This is a genomic window from Geobacillus sp. JS12 (assembly GCF_001592395.1).
Classification (GTDB): Bacteria; Bacillota; Bacilli; order Bacillales; family Anoxybacillaceae; genus Geobacillus; species Geobacillus zalihae.
In genome coordinates this window covers 3542658-3560334 of sequence record NZ_CP014749.1, presented here as the reverse complement: position 1 = coordinate 3560334, position 17677 = coordinate 3542658, and the positions used below count along the sequence as shown (strand labels likewise).

The 17677-nt window shown below is 50.5% G+C and carries 15 protein-coding genes and 1 CRISPR repeat array (1 of these 16 running past the window's edge); of the genes, 8 read left to right on the top strand and 7 right to left on the bottom strand.

All coding sequences use genetic code 11. The features are described from left to right. Positions 1–32: 32 nt before the first annotated feature. From A0V43_RS17520 to A0V43_RS17515, 3 genes are read right to left on the bottom strand one after another with little or no spacing between them, the layout of a single operon-like run. A complete protein-coding gene (locus A0V43_RS17520; protein WP_063193675.1) occupies positions 33–1238 on the bottom strand; it encodes a S1C family serine protease in 1206 nt (401 codons plus the stop codon). Beyond that, the gene (locus tag A0V43_RS19555; protein WP_128578062.1) at positions 1219–1404 is read right to left on the bottom strand and encodes a hypothetical protein; all 186 of its coding nucleotides are present in this window, start codon (positions 1402–1404) and stop codon (positions 1219–1221) included. The genes A0V43_RS17520 and A0V43_RS19555 overlap by 20 nt, the downstream gene beginning before the upstream one ends. A 23-nt stretch (positions 1405–1427) precedes the next feature. After that, on the bottom strand, positions 1428–1853 hold the full coding sequence (locus A0V43_RS17515) for a PepSY-associated TM helix domain-containing protein (RefSeq protein WP_063193674.1): 426 nt from the start codon (positions 1851–1853) through the stop codon (positions 1428–1430). A gap of 177 nt (positions 1854–2030) precedes the next feature. On the opposite strand from A0V43_RS17515, the gene A0V43_RS17510 reads away from it, so the two are divergent. The 4 genes from A0V43_RS17510 (at position 2031) to A0V43_RS17495 (ending at position 7186) form a co-directional block, all read left to right on the top strand. Next, on the top strand, positions 2031–2693 hold the full coding sequence (locus A0V43_RS17510; protein ID WP_063193673.1) for a response regulator transcription factor: 663 nt from the start codon (positions 2031–2033) through the stop codon (positions 2691–2693). Continuing rightward, entirely contained in the window at positions 2647–4056 is a 1410-nt protein-coding gene (locus A0V43_RS17505) for a sensor histidine kinase (RefSeq protein ID WP_442899698.1), read from the top strand. Before A0V43_RS17510 ends, A0V43_RS17505 begins: the two co-directional genes overlap by 47 nt. A gap of 175 nt (positions 4057–4231) precedes the next feature. Further along, positions 4232–4801 (top strand): TetR/AcrR family transcriptional regulator, encoded by a 570-nt coding sequence (locus A0V43_RS17500; protein WP_063193671.1) that lies wholly within the window; start codon positions 4232–4234, stop codon positions 4799–4801. A 75-nt stretch (positions 4802–4876) separates the two neighbouring features. Beyond that, positions 4877–7186, top strand: coding sequence for a YhgE/Pip domain-containing protein (locus A0V43_RS17495; RefSeq protein WP_063193670.1), 2310 nt, complete (start codon positions 4877–4879; stop codon positions 7184–7186). Between the two features lie 51 nt (positions 7187–7237). On the opposite strand, the gene ltrA is transcribed toward A0V43_RS17495, so the two are convergent. Next, positions 7238–8497: a group II intron reverse transcriptase/maturase gene (gene ltrA, locus A0V43_RS17490; RefSeq protein WP_020754699.1), complete on the bottom strand. Its 1260-nt coding sequence runs from the start codon at positions 8495–8497 to the stop codon at positions 7238–7240. Between the two features lie 949 nt (positions 8498–9446). Then, complete coding sequence (locus A0V43_RS17485; protein WP_063193669.1) at positions 9447–9857, bottom strand: YhfM domain-containing protein; 411 nt, start codon at positions 9855–9857, stop codon at positions 9447–9449. A 346-nt stretch (positions 9858–10203) separates the two neighbouring features. Between A0V43_RS17485 and A0V43_RS19540 the strand changes: the two genes are divergently transcribed. Beyond that, positions 10204–10896 carry a hypothetical protein gene (locus tag A0V43_RS19540; protein ID WP_128578061.1) on the top strand — a complete coding sequence of 231 codons (693 nt, stop codon included), beginning with the start codon at positions 10204–10206 and terminating at the stop codon, positions 10894–10896. Positions 10897–10986: 90 nt separating this feature from the next. Here the strand turns inward: A0V43_RS19540 and A0V43_RS17480 are convergent, their stop codons facing one another. Next, positions 10987–11370, bottom strand: a complete 384-nt coding sequence (locus A0V43_RS17480) for a hypothetical protein (protein WP_063193668.1) — start codon at positions 11368–11370, stop codon at positions 10987–10989. Positions 11371–11550: 180 nt separating this feature from the next. Here A0V43_RS17480 and A0V43_RS17475 point away from each other — a divergent pair, with 180 nt between their 5' ends. The 3 genes from A0V43_RS17475 (at position 11551) to A0V43_RS17465 (ending at position 14155) form a co-directional block, all read left to right on the top strand. Then, positions 11551–12075 (top strand): hypothetical protein, encoded by a 525-nt coding sequence (locus tag A0V43_RS17475; protein WP_063193667.1) that lies wholly within the window; start codon positions 11551–11553, stop codon positions 12073–12075. After that, entirely contained in the window at positions 12035–12688 is a 654-nt protein-coding gene (locus tag A0V43_RS17470; RefSeq protein ID WP_063193666.1) for a PspA/IM30 family protein, read from the top strand. Before A0V43_RS17475 ends, A0V43_RS17470 begins: the two co-directional genes overlap by 41 nt. Before the next feature lie 234 nt (positions 12689–12922). Beyond that, positions 12923–14155 carry an MFS transporter gene (locus tag A0V43_RS17465; RefSeq protein WP_063193665.1) on the top strand — a complete coding sequence of 411 codons (1233 nt, stop codon included), beginning with the start codon at positions 12923–12925 and terminating at the stop codon, positions 14153–14155. Positions 14156–14215: 60 nt separating this feature from the next. Here the strand turns inward: A0V43_RS17465 and A0V43_RS17460 are convergent, their stop codons facing one another. Further along, positions 14216–15262 (bottom strand): DmpA family aminopeptidase, encoded by a 1047-nt coding sequence (locus A0V43_RS17460; RefSeq protein ID WP_063193664.1) that lies wholly within the window; start codon positions 15260–15262, stop codon positions 14216–14218. 346 nt (positions 15263–15608) lie between these two features. Beyond that, positions 15609–17677: direct repeats of the CRISPR family, unit length 30 nt; unit sequence GTTTCAATCCCTCATAGGTACGATAAAAAC; it runs 94 nt beyond the window's last position.

Genomic DNA, 17677 nt, shown 5'->3' with positions numbered 1-17677 from the left:
CGCCGATTCGCTGGAAAAGAGGCGATGTCTTCTTATGACTGGCTGCTTTCTCTCGCTTTTAAGGCGACGGATACGGTCGTCTCAAACCCGTCGCGATAGATCGTCAGTTTGATGCGATCGCCGACCGATGTTTTCGTATACAAATATTTGCGCAACGCGCTGACGCTGTCGATTTTGTCGCCGTTGATGGCGACGATGACGTCTTTTGATTTCAGCCCGGCTTCCGCGGCTGGGGAGAACGGTTCGACGGACGTGATGGCTGCACCATCTGTCACGTCGGACGGCAATTTCAGTTCATCCGTGCGGACGTCATCGGACAAATCGGCCACATCGACGAGCTGTACGCCAAGGTACGGGCGTTTGATTTTCCCGTCTTTCATGAGCTGTTCGACAATCGGTTTGACGTTTTCGCTTGGGATCGCAAAGCCGAGCCCTTCGACGCCCGTTTCCGCGATTTTCATGCTGTTGATGCCGATCACTTGCCCCGCGCTGTTGATGAGCGCCCCACCGCTGTTGCCCGGGTTGATCGCGGCGTCCGTTTGGATGACGTCGATTTCCCAATCGCCCGCTGAGGTCGAAACAGGCATCGTCCGCTTGCCGCTGACGATCCCTTCGGTGACCGTCCGCGACAAATCAAGGCCGAGCGGGTTGCCGATTGCCGCGACAGGCTCGCCGATTTTCACCTTCGACGAGTCGCCGAAGCTCGCCACTTTCGTCACCCCTTCAGCGGGGATTTTCAAGACGGCAAGGTCGGTGAGTGCATCCGCGCCGACGATGTCGGCGTTCACTTTCTTGCCGTTCGCGAGCGCCACTTCGACTTTGTTCGCTCCTTCAATGACATGGTTGTTCGTCACAATGTAGGCCGCATTGCCTTCTTTTTTAAAGATGACGCCCGAACCCGTTCCCGCTTCGGTATCTTGCGCTTGATCAGAGAAAAAGTCCACTTGCTTCTGAATGTTGACGACGCCGACGACCGCATCGGCGACTTTGTTAATAGCGTCAATCATATTCGTTTTGACGTTCGCCGTCGGCTGCAATGGCAGCGCCTCGCTTTTTGCGGTCGTTTCCGCTGTTTCCGTTTGGGAATTCGTTTCTTCATGCATCCATTTCGGCGCCACATACCACGTCGCCGCACTGCCGATCACCGCCCCTGCCATGGAAGCGGCAAGCCACGATACAAAGCGGCCGCGGCGTTTCGGCTGCGGAGTTGGTGTTGGTTCAAATGGCATCATGTCCATGGCTCATCTCCTCCTTCGTGATCCCTAATCGCATATACGACATTTTTGTGCGAATGACCGCCAAGCAGTGAAATGGCGGGCGAAATACGACGATGCCACCGACATCGATCGGTCTCGCATAAAGGGAGGACCAGCGGCACTGTTTCCTCCGATTGTTCCGATGCATCGTTTCATCCCTTTCTGCATACGTTATGTCGTCTCCGGCGCTGGCGTCATCCGCTTCTGCTTCCGCCTCCGCCCGGCTGCGAGCGTGCGGATCGACAGGAAAATCCCCGTCGCAGTCAAGATGATCATCGCCACCGCCGCGACATCAACCGCCCAGCGGATGTCAAGCGAACCGATTCTCCCTTCGTGCAACTGGCGGACGAACATCATCAGCGACGATCCCCCTTCCTCGGCGCGCGGAGCCATCGGGGTCGTGGACGCTCCCGTCCCCGACGCCTGCCCCGCCCCGAACGCGTTCATTCCTCCCTGCACGGCGCGGTGCATCTCGCCGCGCTCCGTCTGGCCGATCAGCCACTGCTCGGATAGAAGGAGCCCCGTCACCGCCTCGACAAGCAAAAAGATCGAACTGATCATCCCAATCCAAAGATGCAAATTTCTCATTTTTCTCATCGCCGTTTGCCTCCTTTTCCTCTTCGTCCATCATGATAGCCAAGGAAGGTGAAAAAATGGTGAAAATTCTTTTTGAGAGAACAGCCATCTGCACGGCGAATGCGCCGCTTTTTCACCGTTTTTTCACGAACGATTTGGTATGATAAAAAGGAAGAGAGACAGAACGGAGGAGTGGCGATGAAAATTTTGCTTGCCGAAGACGATCTTCACCTAGGGGAGCTGATCGTTCATTTATTGAAAAAGAAAGGGATCGACCATATCGATTGGGTGCAGGAAGGGGAAGATGCGTACGACTACGCGCTCGCCGAGTTTTACGATGTCGTCGTGCTCGATTGGATGCTTCCAAACGGCGATGGGCTGGACATTTGTCGACGGTTGAGGCAAAACGGCTATACAGGGGCGATTTTGATGCTGACGGCGAAAGACGCCGTCCATGACCGCGTCACCGGGCTTGAGGCGGGAGCGGACGATTACTTGGTCAAACCGTTTGAAATCGACGAGCTCGTCGCGCGGCTCAAGGCGCTCGCACGGCGGACGTTCGTCCCGCTTCAAGAGGAAAAAGTGGCGTTTCACGGCTTCACCTTAAACCGGACAAGCCATACGCTCCATCGCGGCGATGAGGAAATTTTCCTCACCCCGCGCGAGTTTCAGCTCCTTGACCTGCTCGTGCAAAACCAAGGCCAAGTCGTGCCGCGCGAAACGATATTGGACCGCGTTTGGGGGTGGGATGCCGATGTGTCGATGAAAACGATCGATGCAACGATCAAATTATTGCGCAAAAAGTTGAAAGACGATGTCATCCAAACCGTTCGAGGAGTGGGGTATAAAATTGAAAAATAACTGGAGGGAATGGCGCGGCTGGCTGCGCCGCTTAGGAAGCGCCGACTTGTTCCGCCGCGCCCATTGGCGGCTGACGGCGCTCTACAGCGGCATTTTCACGTTGTTTCTCGCCTTGTTTGTCATGATCGCCGCGGCCTTGTTTTACTGGATCGCCACCTCTGACCAAGAGCGGCGCATCAGCCGCCTCGCCGAGCAAGAGGCGAATACGATCGAACAAGTGCTGCTCAAGCAAAGCAATTTCGACTTGTTTGATGATGAAAATGTCATTTTGTTAAGCGAAGACCAACTCTTTTTTTACGTCATCGGCCCGGACGGGGGCCTGCTCGCCGGGGATGAAGTCCACCCGCGCCTGCGCCCGTATTTTTTAAACGCCTTGTCCCATCTCAAGGCAAATGAGCGCGCTCCCGTCTACATGAGCGTCTCTTTGCCGGAACATATGCCCGGCCTCGCGCGCGAAGCGGCCCGCGACTGGCGCGTGCTCGCCGCCGCCCGTCCGCTCGTCATCCACGGCGATTTCGTGGGCATGCTGTATATCGGCATGGATGTCACGTCGTTTTTCGGGGTGTTCCATTGGCTGCTCATTGTGCTCATCGGCTTGGCGGTGCTGTTTCTCGCTGTCGGCGTCGCGCTCAGCTTCTTTATGTCCAAGCGCGCGCTCGCACCGATTGAAGAAGCGTACGAGCGGCAGCGCCAGTTCGTCGCCGACGCCTCTCATGAGCTGCGGACGCCGCTGAGCGTCGTCTTCTCGTCCGTCGAGGCGCTTTCGCTTGAGGAGGATGTGATGAAAAACGACTTCGCCCGCCGCTTGCTCGACCGCCTGCGTGACGAATTGAAGCGAATCACGAAACTGATGAACGACTTGTTGACGCTCGCCCGCGCGGATGCGAAACACGCCGCGCTGGAGCTTTCAAAACAAACGTTCGATTTCCGCCCGCACGCCGAGCGCACGTTCCAGCTCATGTCGGAACTGGCGGCGAAAAAACAGATTACGATGCATTTTCACGCTCCCGAGCAAGCGCTCGTCACCGCTGACCCGGACAAATTGACGCAGCTGTTGTACATTTTGCTCGACAACGCGATCAAATACACCCCCGAAGGCGGCGAGGTGACGCTGTCGATCCGCACCGAGCCAAAGCAGTTCATCCTTTCCGTCAAAGACACCGGCATCGGCATTCCGCCGGAAGACATCGGCCGCATTTTCGACCGCTTTTACCGCGTCGACAAAGCGCGCTCTCGCCAACACGGCGGCCACGGCCTCGGGCTGTCGATCGCCAAATGGATCGTCGACGCCCACGGCGGCGCGATCCACGTCCATAGTCAAATCGGGAAAGGAACCGAATTTCTTGTTCGTCTTCCTCGCTAAATCCAGGGGGCAAAACAGTAAGGCGAAGGCTTCCTTCCCCGATAGAACGCGCCGTTGAGTGAGAAAAACGAAACATAAATACTTTATTGCTGTTGCAAATCGAACGTATTCATGTTATGATTTGAAACGAAATGACCAAATCGTCCATTTAGTCAAAAACAAAGGATGAATGCCCATGTCGGATAAAAGACAGCAAATTATCCATGCCGCCACTCAATCATTTTCGCTGTTCGGCTACAAAGCAACGACAATGGATCAAGTAGCGAAGATGGCTAATGTCGGGAAAGGAACGATTTATACATTTTTCAAAAGCAAAGAAGAGCTGCTTGACCATATCGTTTCCTCTGTTATATCCGAAATTAAGCATGAAGCGGATGCGGCTATGGATGATCGTTTGCCGTTCAGCGAAAACGTCCAACGCGCCTTGCAGCGTATTTTTACGTTCCGCCAGGAACATGAATTAACCATCAAACTTTTGCAGGAAGTTCGTGATATTGGCACCGCAGCTGTACGAGAGGTGATGAAACGCCTTGATCGCGAAATGATTGCCTATATTCGCGAAAAAATTGAAGAAGCGATGGAAAAAGGGGAAATTCGCCCTTGCGATCCCGAGTTGACGGCATTTTTCATGTTTAAAATGTACATCGCACTAAGCATTGAATGGGAAAAAGATCACGAACCATTGTCTCAGCAAACCATTGCCGAACTGTTTGATCTGTATTTGCTGAAAGGATTGTCTCCATGATAATCCTTCACTTTTCGGACCAAAAATGACTAAATGGACAAATCAGTCATAATTATAAACAAAGGAGGTTCGGGCATGCACGCTTTTCAATTATGGTTGAAAGAATGGAAGGCCATTCTGACCAATCGCAAAGTGCTGATTCCTGTCATAGCTGTACTATTCATCCCTCTTCTATACAGCGGCATGTTTCTATGGGCATTTTGGGATCCATACGATCATTTGGATGAACTTCCCGTCGCTGTAGTCAACCAAGACAAAGGGGCGGTTCTCAACGGCAAAGAGATTCATCTTGGGGAAGATCTTATCGAAAAGTTAAAAGAGAACAAGCAGTTTGACTGGCATTTTGTAACCGAACATGAAGGGGAAAAAGGGTTAAAAGAACAAAAGTATTATATGCTCATTCAAATCCCTGACGATTTTTCCCGGAATGCGACAACGTTGCAAGACGATCATCCGAAAAAACTGCAGCTCATTTACAAACCGAATGAGGGATTTAACTTTCTATCGGCACAAATCGGCGGAACCGCGGTTGAAAAAATAAAAAACGAAGTAGCGCATGCGATAACGAAAACATATGCCGAAACCATGTTTGACACGATTCAAACCATCGCTGACGGATTGACAAAGGCGAGCGACGGAGCCGCGCAACTGCATGACGGACTTAGCCAAGCACAAGATGGAACAAACCGGCTATATGATGGCATGAAAAAAGCACAAAACGGAACTGAAACGTTATATCACCATTTAGCGACACTAGCGGAAAAATCCGTAAGCTTTACTGACGGACTGCACCAAGCTGCCAGCGGCTCATTGCAAGTTCAAAACGGAGTCGAAGCGCTTTACAATGGGATGAAACAGATGACCGCTGGGCAAGAGAAACTTCTGTCCGGATCCAAGCAGGCTCAACAAGGAACAGCGGATCTTGCTTCTGGGACAAGACGCGTATATGAGGGAATGCAAGCGCTCGACGCCCACATGCCGCAGCTTTTGCAAGGATCTCAGCAATTGAGCGATGGAGCGGCAAAGCTCACAGCTTCATTGGCTCAGTGGCAACAAGGAGCAGCACAAGTTCAAACAGGATCTACACAAGTCACAAACGGTCTTGAGCAGCTGGGCGCGCAGCTAGATGCGCTCATCAAGGCAACTCCTCAAGCGCAACAGAGAGCTGTATATGAACAATTGAAAGAACAAATCATGAAGCTATCATCGGGAAGCCAGCAAGTAACAAATGGTCTTGCTCAACTAAATCGCGGCGCCCAATCGTTGCACGCTGGAACCTCTTCCCTACACGAAGGAGCCCAACAGCTGCATGAAGGGCACATCGCTCTCGACCGCGGAATCGACAAACTGCTGGCCGGTCAACAACAACTTGTCAATGGAGCGGACGCACTGGCGAATGGTCAAGAACAACTCGTCAGCGGCATGAATACAATGTATGAAAAAATGCAAGAAGCTGCACAAGGAGCAAGCCAGCTTGCCAATGGCAGCGGAACACTTTCCTCAGGCCTGAAAAAGCTGGCTCAAGGAGCGGATCAGTTTCAAGATGGCACGCGTCGGTTGGCAAACGGTTCACAACAAGTAGCAACTGGAACAAAGGAATTAACGAACGAGACAAAACATTTGCAAGATGGTGTCAATCAACTGACAGACGGCTCAAAAGAATTGGCGAATAAGTTGAAAGAAGGGGCCAAACAAGCAAGCGATGTCAAGGCCAATGAGACTGTCTACGACATGTTTGCCCAACCGGTGAATCTCCACAAGGAAGAAATCAATAAAGTGCCGAACTACGGAACAGGGTTTACGCCGTACTTCTTGTCACTTGGGTTGTTTGTGGGAGCGCTGTTGCTTTCCATCGTCTTTCCGCTTCGCGAACCAGCAGGCGTTCCACGTTCGCCATTGCATTGGTTTTTGGCTAAATTCGGCGTCTTGATCGGCGTTGGGATTTTGCAAGCACTGCTGGCGGATGTCGTGTTGCTGGTTGGACTCGATTTACACGTAAAAAGCGTCCCGCTCTTTATCGTGTTTAGCATTGTCACTAGCATCACATTTTTATCTGTCATTCAATTTCTTGTTACCGTGTTCGGCGATCCAGGAAGATTTATCGCGATTGTTGTGCTGATTTTGCAATTGACCACAAGCGCAGGAACATTCCCGCTCGAACTGATTCCGCGCTCTTTGCAACACTTTAACGCCTGGCTTCCGATGACGTATTCGATTTTCGGATTGAAAGCGGTGATCTCAAGCGGCGATTTCTCGTTTATGTGGGAAAACGTCGGCAAGCTGTTGCTATTTGTTGTCTCCGTGATGATAGGAACGATCCTCTATTTCACTATTCAACATCGCCGCCAATTTGCAACAGTCAATCGAGTAGGAGAGGGTGACTAACCCTCGTCCTCTCACACCACCGTACGTACCGTTCGGTATACGGCGGTTCCATTAAGTCTGACGCAGAGATTCATATCGTTGATAAAGACTCTTCAGCCCTTGGCTCTCCCAATAGGAGTTGCCAAGGGCTTTATGCAGGATGGGACTGGCGGCCACTCTCCAATATTTCTTCCGAGTGTTTCCCCATTCATATGCTTTCTGCTTGGGCACTCCTAAACTTTGCAGTTTTCGGACCCTGGTTCTCGGAAGTTTCCACTCTTTCCATTGGCACATGCGCAGCCTTCGTCGAATCCATCCATCTAGTTCTTTGAACACACTTGGAGTCTCTGCTAGCGAAAAGTATCCACACCATCCCAGAATGTATTGATTGAGCTGTTCGATTCGTTCGGGCATGGGAATCGGTTTCGATCGGCTCGTCATGGTGCGTATCCTTTGCTTCATGCGCCGAATGCTTTCCTTTGCAATTCGGATTTTTGGCTCCTTACTTGGGGTGAAGCTAAAACCGAGGAATTTTCTCCTCCACGGACGATCCACTGCCGATTTGGTTTCGTTGACTTTCAGCCGGAGTTTCTTTTCGATGAATGCCGTGATCGATTTCATCACCCGTTCCCCGGCCTTCTTCGTCCTTACGTAGATATTGCAGTCATCCGCATACCGTACAAACTTGTGCCCTCGTTTTTCCAATTCTTTGTCCAGCTCATCCAGGAGAATGTTGGACAGGAGTGGACTGAGCGGCCCTCCTTGTGGAGTCCCCTCTTGTGTTTCCATGACCACCCCGTTGATCATGACCCCTGCCTGTAGATACTTCCGTATCAACTTTAGGAGGATTTTGTCTGGAATTCGTTTCGCTAATATCCCCATCAGTTTGTCATGGTTGACTCGATCAAAGAACTTTTCCAAGTCGATATCTACCACCCATGTATATCCTTCCTGAATATACTGCTTCGCCTTTTTCACCGCGTCGTGTCCTCTTCGACCGGGACGAAACCCGTAGCTGTGTTCCGAAAAGGATGGGTCAAAGATCGGCGTGAGCACTTGGGCGATGGCCTGTTGGATGAACCGGTCTGTCACGGTCGGGATTCCTAGTAACCTGACTCCTCCGTTCGGTTTCGGGATTTCGACCCGTCGGACCGGGCAAGGTTCGTAGGTCCCTTCTTCTAAAGCGTGCCGTATCGCGTCCCAATGTTCCACGAGGTGTCTTCGCAGGTCTTTGACGGACATTCCATCGGTTCCATGGGACCCTTTATTCTTTTCCACTTGTTTGAGTGCTCGCAGGAGATTCTCCCGTGACAATACCTGTTTCATCCACATTCCGATTCTTCCTCTCTACGTGAACGGTCCGTTCTATTTGTGCCATCTTCTTCTCCACCCTCTTGAGGTTCCCCATGGACTTCACCATTTCCCCCTCAAGCAGGTCCTTTCGGGTTATCTGCTTCATCAAAGAAGATGAACGCCTAGTGGCCGTTCTCCTTCATGGTTCGGTCCTTCCCCTTCTATCTTAAGCTAGACGGGTACTATGACCTCTGCTGACTTCTGTCCGTTCAGCGTTGGATCGCTCCAACGGTTGCCAAGCGCACTTGGCTTCCCGGACAGACCTCCCCGGGTAAGAGTGCAGTCTTTCCTTCCATCCATCTGCTTCATTTACTCGGTATCACCTTCGGCAGAAAGGGCTTCGTTTTGTCGTGCAAACTCACCCAATGATACCCAGCCTCCTATGAAGTTCGTGTTCCTCAGACCGGAAGTTTGCCGCCCGCTTCCTTCAGATTCTGCGTCGCCGCAGACACCCTTGCGTTAAGCTAACTGCTACTTCTGCCTTCGCAGTTCGGGACTTTCACCCTATAGACTGCACCCATGCCGGGCGCACTCGAACAAGCTTCTGAAGCGTAATTGCTTCAGAAGCTTGTTTTTTGGCTCTTCACCACAACATGTACGTGACAAGCAATACGGTTTCCTGCACAAAGCTGTGCAAAAATCACGGATTTGTTGATTTTCCCTCACAAGCGTAAATAGGGTATGTTCAGAAAAAATCAAGTACAACTTTTGGTGAAGAGCCTGTTTTTTCCTATCGATCCTTGCCATCGTCATCATTCTTTCATGATGTTTCTCCAATGCAAGGGACGGTGATGGAGGACCGTTTTTTCACGTTCTCCGTCACCTTTTGCACCTTCTCAATGAAAATTAAGAGGATTTTTCTTTGTGTTTACTTTGTTACGAAGCAAAACGTGAATTGACGTCCAAACAATCTCCTTGAAACGTTGCCCTACTCACTGAGCAAACGCTTCAATTCAGTTTCATATTTTGAAGGAAGGACCCCATATTTTCCTGTTTTTTTATCGAAGATCATCGTGTTATTCTTCTTAAACCAAATGTTGTAATTGAATAGCCTGTCCTTCGTTTTTGGATGTTCGAGCCAAAAACGATAGTCGGGTTGACCTTCATCGACTTTGGCTGTTTTTGACCATTCTGCGAATTTCACAATTTCGATTATTCTATTGACTTTTCTCTTGTCTCGAATTTCATATATTTTGGAAAAATTATCCATTCTACTTACTACTCGAATGATTTCTGTTTCCTTCCGATTGAAATCTGTCTTTTCGGATGTTTGAAAAAACACAACTGCTCCGCATATGCATAAAAGAAGAATAAACAACAAACCATAACGTTTCCTCATGGGAAGTTCACCTCGCACGTACAAAATTGTCATTTCCAAAACATCCTTCATATTCTTTAACTGAGTGAGCAATCAGAGGTTTCTAACCGATGACTCTAGAACGATGAGGCAGGCGTTATAAAGTCGATCGGTTTGATCAGCACTATGGTTGCTTACGTTCTGTTTTCATTTACCTCCCTTACTAAGATTCCTATTTTCTATTCAACACCTTTATCTGCTCCCTTACGCTCTTGTGATTATATAATAACAAAATCAATGAAATAATTACAGAAAAATGTTTGTTTACAAAAAAATGTTATTATATATAATAGTCTTGAAATATTAAATTTTTTGGGAGGTATTGATTGTGAAAAGATTTTCTTTTTGCTTCCTATCAGCCGTTTGCTTATTGGCTATAGCTCTTTTTTCTCCGCCCTCCAGTGTAGAAGCTGAGCAGTTCATTGAGAACAAAGTGAAGCTCAAAAACGTATTTGTGGACATTCATTATGACAAATCACAAGTAAATTTGGTTCGAACGGAAGACCAGAATTCCACTAAACTTCACCTAGTTGATAAAAAATCGGGAAAGATTTTAGAAACATACGGAGAAATCGTACAACCCCTAGAACAAGTTCCAACAAAAACAAATGATGCATCGGTTGCCAGTGCCGCTGGAACATATTCAATTTCAACTGTCTATCGCGAACGGAATGACGGTCCAGCCGTTTCCAGATTGAGCACCCAACTTTACATCTATTCATACGATTCGTTTCGCCAAATTAATAAAGTATTAAACACCTGGTGGTCTGAAGCTAGTGGGGGGAGTTGGTATTTGACTCGTGACGTAGCAAACACCGTTTCTATGACTGGATCCTTTCCTACCACAAAAGTGCAAACATCAGGAAGTGCGACAATTGAAGTGAAGACTAGCTATAGTATAACAGGATCATTTTCCATTTCAGCTCTTAAAGAGGCTGGGTTCACGTACGGCTACTCATCCGGGTCAGATATTTATTATCGAAAACCGATCAACTTAGGGTTCGTGTATTCACTGTATTAGGCGTTAAAACATGGCGAGCAGACTTTTGAAGCAAAGGGCGCTCCAGGCAAATTGGGGCGCCTTTTGCTTGCGACGGCCGCATGCACGGCTTCACCGTTTGTTCCAAAACGAAACGTTTCCCGTTGCCAGGCGATGCCACAAGTGGAGAGCGTTCAGCACCAGAAAATAAATCAACGCATTCACAACGGCATTGACATAGGGCATGACCAAGTCGGCAGCATCGCGGATTTCGATCGGAAACAGGCGGATGATGAGGACAGAGACCGCGATGATAAGGAACGAACCGATCAGAGTACCGCCGAACCGCGCCTGCGGATGCCAGCGAATTCTCGCCAAGCCGACGATCAACGAACCGATGGCAAACCCCAAAAACGAGCCGTACGCATAATATCCAACATAAAACGTCGGAAACAAAAAGGAAAACAACAACACCAACAAAGCGCCGCCCACATCAACCCCATACGACCGAACCACGTCTTTCCTTCCTCCCCCGCCATGTCATGCGAAAATCCTCGTCCATCTTGCGCGGATCCCCCTAATGGAGGATATGCTCAAAACCCCTTCAAAAAACATTCGCTTTTCACCTAATTTTCTCCTTCCCCTTCTACAATACAAACCGTAAGCCAGTCCACCACACAAAAGGAGGTGACGAGATTGAAGAAAGCTCGGGCAGTGTTTCTGCTCGCCCTTGTTGCCCTTGCTGGGGTCAGTCTGTTTCACGTTCTCGCCCCACATGAAGTAATGGCGCACGGGCGTCCGGGCGCTCCGTTTGACGGCATGCCAGGCGGATTCGGTCATCCCCATCGGGAGTTCATCATGGAGCGGCGCGGTGGCTGGATGATGCCGATGTTGTTCCTAGAGCGGCTCATCCCTCTTTTGCTTGCCGCCGCCGGGGCCGTATGGCTCGCTGCGGCGCGGTCGAAGCGCTGGATCGGCTGGGTGCTCGTCGCGCTCGGGATTGCAGCGTTGCTGCCAAAATGGGTGCTGATCTTGCTCGCACTGGCCGTGGTGTACGCCTTGGGGCGGCGCCAAGGGCGCAAACCATCCGCCGTTGAGGCGTTGATGCCAGCGACGCCATCCGTTTCTACCGATTGGCTCGATGAATGGGAAAAATCAATTCAAAAGGAGGCACAAACAAATGGGCATTTTTCGCCGAATGAAGACGATCGTTCTCGCTGAAGTGAACGAACAAATCGACCGCTGGGAAGACCCTGTCGCCATGACGAAACAATATTTGCGCGAACTTGAAGAACAGCTCGAACGAGGGCGCCAGGCGCTCGCCCGGCAATGGGTCGCCGAGCGGCGCTATGAGACGCTCATCGCCCAAGCGGAGGCGACGATTGAAAAACGGAGCCGCCAAGCGAAACTGGCGCTCGAGCGCAGCGAAGAAGCCGTCGCCAAACTCGCTTTGCGCGACAAGCTGCTGTATGAGAAAAAGCTCGAGGCGTACAAACAACAATACGATGCCATCAAAGCGAAAACGGCGGAAGTCGCCAATCGGCTCAATCAATTGCGCGAGCGGTACGACGAGCTTTCCGCCAAACAGCTGGAGCTTGCCGCCCGCGTTAACGCCGCACAAGCGTTGAAACAAATCGACTCGGCGCTCGCCTCCTTTTCCGCCGACGAGGCGCTGCGCGGATTCGCCCGCATGGAAGAGCGCGTCATCGCCTTAGAAGCCGAAGCGGCCGCCGCCCGATTCGGAACGAACGCCGTGTTGTCCCCTGTGCCGTTTGACGAAGAAGTGGAACGTGAACTGGCGAAATGGAAAGACGCCCAAGCGCATAACGCCTAATTTCCCCCTCCCCCCTTTTGACATAGATCACCCCCTTGCCGAGTTGGCAAGGGGGATTCGTTTGTTTCACTCCCTTGAACAAGCGGCGGCCAAAAGCGCATGCGGCCCGTGACCAGCCTGCACGATGCCTTACGGTCATGGTCTTAACCCCATTGATAAGCAAAATCGTTCCCTTTGTTTTTCCATCGTGCTAAAATTGTTAGAGAGACGAAAGAATACAGGAGATGACCTGCCGTGAACTGGAAACGAAGCGTCCGCATCCTTTGGCTGTGCAATTTCATGGTGTCCGCGGGGATGACGATGGTCATTCCGTTTTTGTCGCTGCTGTTGTGGGAGATGGGCGTCACGGAGCGCCATTCGTTGAGCGTCTGGACTGGTCTTGTCTTTTCGGCAACGTTTTTGTCAGCGGCCATCATGGCGCCGATTTGGGGCATGTTCGCCGACAAGTACGGCCAGCGCGCCAACCTCATCCGCGCGGGGATTGGCATGGGGCTGATCACCAGCTGCATGGCGTTCGCCCATTCGCCGATGGCGCTGCTTGTTCTTCGCTTTTTGGTCGGCTTTTTCTCGGGATTCATCACCGTCTCGTTTTCGTACTTGGCGCGCGTCGTGCCAAAAGACCATAGCGGCGAGGCGCTCGGGACGCTGCAGACGGGAAGCATCGCCGGCAACATCATCGGGCCGCTCATCGGCGGCGCCTTATCCGATTGGTTCGGCTTCCGCCCGGTGTTTCTTGTGACCGGGTTTTGCATTTTGGCAACGTTGCTTCCTGTCGTCTTTTGGCTCGACAAAGACCCCGTCGCGCCGCAGACGAAAGAGCGCCATGCCAGTTTCAAAGAAGTATTCGCCCATCGGCCGCTCGTCATCTTGTTTGTCGCCACCTTTCTTGTGCAAATCGCCGTTCTTGGCGTCAATTCCATGATGACGATTTTCGTCCAGTCGCTTGTCGGCCATTCTCGCAATCTCGCATTTCTATCGGGGCTCGCCTCCTCGATCACCGGAATCGCTACGATCATCGGCGCGCCGTATTTAGGCAAGCTCGGCGATCGGATCGGGCAGGAGAAAACGCTGCCGATGCTGCTTGTACTCTCCGGCCTGTTCGCCTTGCCGCAAGTATGGACGGACCATCTTTATGAATTGTACGTCTGGCGCTTCTTGCAAGGGCTTGTCGTCGGCGGGGTATGGCCTGCCCTTCAAGCGCTGATCAACGCACAATGCCCGCGCCGCATCCAAGGGCGGGTGTTCGGCGTCACAGCCAGCTCCCGCTTCCTCGGCAACCTCGCTGGCCCGACGGCAGCGGGAGCCATCGCAGGATTCGCATCCATTTCCGCCATTTTCGCCTTGTCAGGGCTGCTCCTCATCGCCACAGGGGCTTTGGTCGGATCCACCACCCACGACCGCGCATGGCGTGAAGACATGAAAGAAAAAATCGCCGCCTGGGCGCACCGCCTTCACATCCGGCACTGACAGCGCGGCCAAGATCATAAATAAACGACCTGAGAGGAATCCCTTTCAGGCCGTTTTCGATCATTCTCCCATCCGTCGAAGCAGCGAATACGGAATCGCCTCCCCAACCCGCCCGTTGCGCCCGGTCGTCGTCTCGGCCGTCGTGAGCGAATTCCAAATCGCTTCCTCGGTCGCCTCAATCGCCGCCTGGAACAGCTCATTCATAAGCGGCGCGTCATCACGGACGAGCGGAGGGAACGGTTGAAGAGCAGAATCCGAAAAATGGGGAATGGTATAAGCATTGGAAAACGCAATGACAATGTCGCCGCTCCCGTGATGGACGCAGCTTCCCGTCCGCCCGAGCCCCACCGCCGCCCGCTTCGCCAGCCGCTTCAACTGCCGCGCATCAAGCGGCGCATCAGTCGCCACGATCATCATAATCGACCCAGGCGGCACGTCCCGCTCATCAAACGACGGCGGCATATACGGCACGAACCGCAACTCCTCGCGCCGGCCGAAATTGCTCACGACCAACGCCCCGACCGTATACATCCCGCCCGCGATCCGCGACGAACTGCCAATGCCTCCTTTCCAACCGAAACACATCATCCCCGTACCCGCGCCAACCGCCCCTTCTTCCATCTCGACGCGCGCCGCGGCAATCGCCTCTTTCGCATGCTCCTTCGTCACCGCCATCACCCGCGCTGTATTCAAATAGCTGTCATTGCATTCCCCGACGACAATGTTGACCGACCCCGTCACATCCCCAATCTCCGGCGTCGCCTCCAACATATATTCCAGCGTCCCTTGCCAAACCGCCCCGACGCTGAACGTATTCGTCAGCATAATCGGCGACTCGATCGTCCCAAGCTCCTCGACTTGCACGAGTCCAGCCGTTTTCCCAAACCCATTCAGCACAAAACAAGCCGCAGGCACTTTCTCCAAAAACGAGTTGCCCCCATGCGGCAACACCGCCGTCACCCCTGTGCGGATCACCGTCCGCTCATCCACCTCTTCCCGAATCGTCACGTGCCCAACCTTCACCCCAGGCACATCGGTGATTTGATTGCGCTCCCCTGTCGGAAGCGTGCCGATGGAAAAACCGAGATCACGAAGCTTGCGGCGCATCCATCCCACCCCCGTCGCTTTTCAGGCTGCCTAAACGCAAAACATAGCATGTTCCCCGACACTACGGTGAACAGGAAAGAAGAGCGATTGTCCCCATATCAAGTATATCTCATCGGACTCAAGAAATGCAGCAACCGCAAAGAAAGACGATGAACAACAACCATGTTTGTGGATCAAGGGGGCATCACAGAAAAAGCAGATGCCAAGCGAAACAGGAAAAAAGCGACTTCTTGCAAAGCAAGCAACACGACAATGAGCAGTGGAAGCAAAACAAAGCGGGGCGATAGAGGAAATATAAGGTGCGATAAAAACTTCCTGTACCACGTGATTTGACTGTTGAACAGATGTTTCAATCCCTCATAGGTACGATAAAAACTACGCAGACGGATTGGAGTTTATACTTACGAAAAACGGTTTCAATCCCTCATAGGTACGATAAAAACACTTTCCCTCTTTCTCAAATACGATATAGTCCTTTTTGTTTCAATCCCTCATAGGTACGATAAAAACCAAGTTAGAAAAGCTGAACATGAAATGAGCGTGTTAAGTTTCAATCCCTCATAGGTACGATAAAAACGCTAGCGCGCTGTGATTGCTCTTTTTACAGCCGGCAGTTTCAATCCCTCATAGGTACGATAAAAACTTGACGTTCTAGCACAACACGCTCCGCACTTTTTGGAGTTTCAATCCCTCATAGGTACGATAAAAACGGGAAATGGGGAAAGTAAAACTCAAAGTAGCAAAAGTTTCAATCCCTCATAGGTACGATAAAAACGAATAATGAATGCGAAGCGCAAAGAGAAAGCGGAGGTTTCAATCCCTCATAGGTACGATAAAAACTATTTGTACTCTCACTGGTGAGTCTTATGAGGTTTGTTTCAATCCCTCATAGGTACGATAAAAACCTATACTCTTGCGGCAACGGTCACGTGTACGTCGTATTGTTTCAATCCCTCATAGGTACGATAAAAACTGGTTTCGACACCGGCGACGTCAACGTCAAGTACAACGGTTTCAATCCCTCATAGGTACGATAAAAACAAACAAGAATTATCGGCAGTGCAAGATTGGGTGAAGTTGGTTTCAATCCCTCATAGGTACGATAAAAACATCACCAACCGGAACAGCCAAAACATTCTCATTACGTTTCAATCCCTCATAGGTACGATAAAAACAATATTCGGCAACTTGCAGAGCCGGAGATGGAGTGAGTTTCAATCCCTCATAGGTACGATAAAAACTGCCTTTTTTGCGTCTCCTCCTTTCACTGGTTCACCGTTTCAATCCCTCATAGGTACGATAAAAACAAAAAGGAGTATTGTCACATTGGGAAGAAGAAAAGTGTTTCAATCCCTCATAGGTACGATAAAAACACTGGTGACTGAAAAAGGATAAGGAGGAATAAGCATGTGTTTCAATCCCTCATAGGTACGATAAAAACGCGGGAGGCGGAAGGCAAACGCGAGGTCTTTGTCTCGTTTCAATCCCTCATAGGTACGATAAAAACAATATTCGGCAACTTGCAGAGCCGGAGATGGAGTGAGTTTCAATCCCTCATAGGTACGATAAAAACTTGAATACTTAAAATCGAAAAAGGATACAGCACAAAACGTTTCAATCCCTCATAGGTACGATAAAAACGCGCATCCGCGTTTTTGTCTTGTGCCACCGAATCGTGTTTCAATCCCTCATAGGTACGATAAAAACAGTGAGGCGTTCCTTTTACGATGAAAATGGACAAGGTTTCAATCCCTCATAGGTACGATAAAAACGTTTGCAGTCATGACCAAGTTTGTCGTGGCGGCGTTCGGGTTTCAATCCCTCATAGGTACGATAAAAACGAAGCAAATTGACCGATTGACCGACGCTAAAGTATCGGGTTTCAATCCCTCATAGGTACGATAAAAACCGAGTGTGATCGCCGACTTACCGCGACCCGACCGTCCGGTTTCAATCCCTCATAGGTACGATAAAAACCAGCGTATAAATCGTTTCAATGCGATAGTGTTTCATTGTTTCAATCCCTCATAGGTACGATAAAAACGTTATCCTACACAAAAAGCAATAGCTAACCGTATTAAGTTTCAATCCCTCATAGGTACGATAAAAACGACGAGATGATCAAAGAAGCGTTGCGCAATCTTTGAGTTTCAATCCCTCATAGGTACGATAAAAACCTCCATTTATCAACTACTTCCTTGCCGCTTCTGATTCGTTTCAATCCCTCATAGGTACGATAAAAACAAAAAATACAACATTTTTTTTTAAAATTTTGTTGAGTTTCAATCCCTCATAGGTACGATAAAAACGCATGAGGGCGCTCTTTTTTGTTGCGTTCTTGTCCTGAGGTTTCAATCCCTCATAGGTACGATAAAAACCGTTTTCCAGCAGGCGAATGACCGCTGGATAGAAATG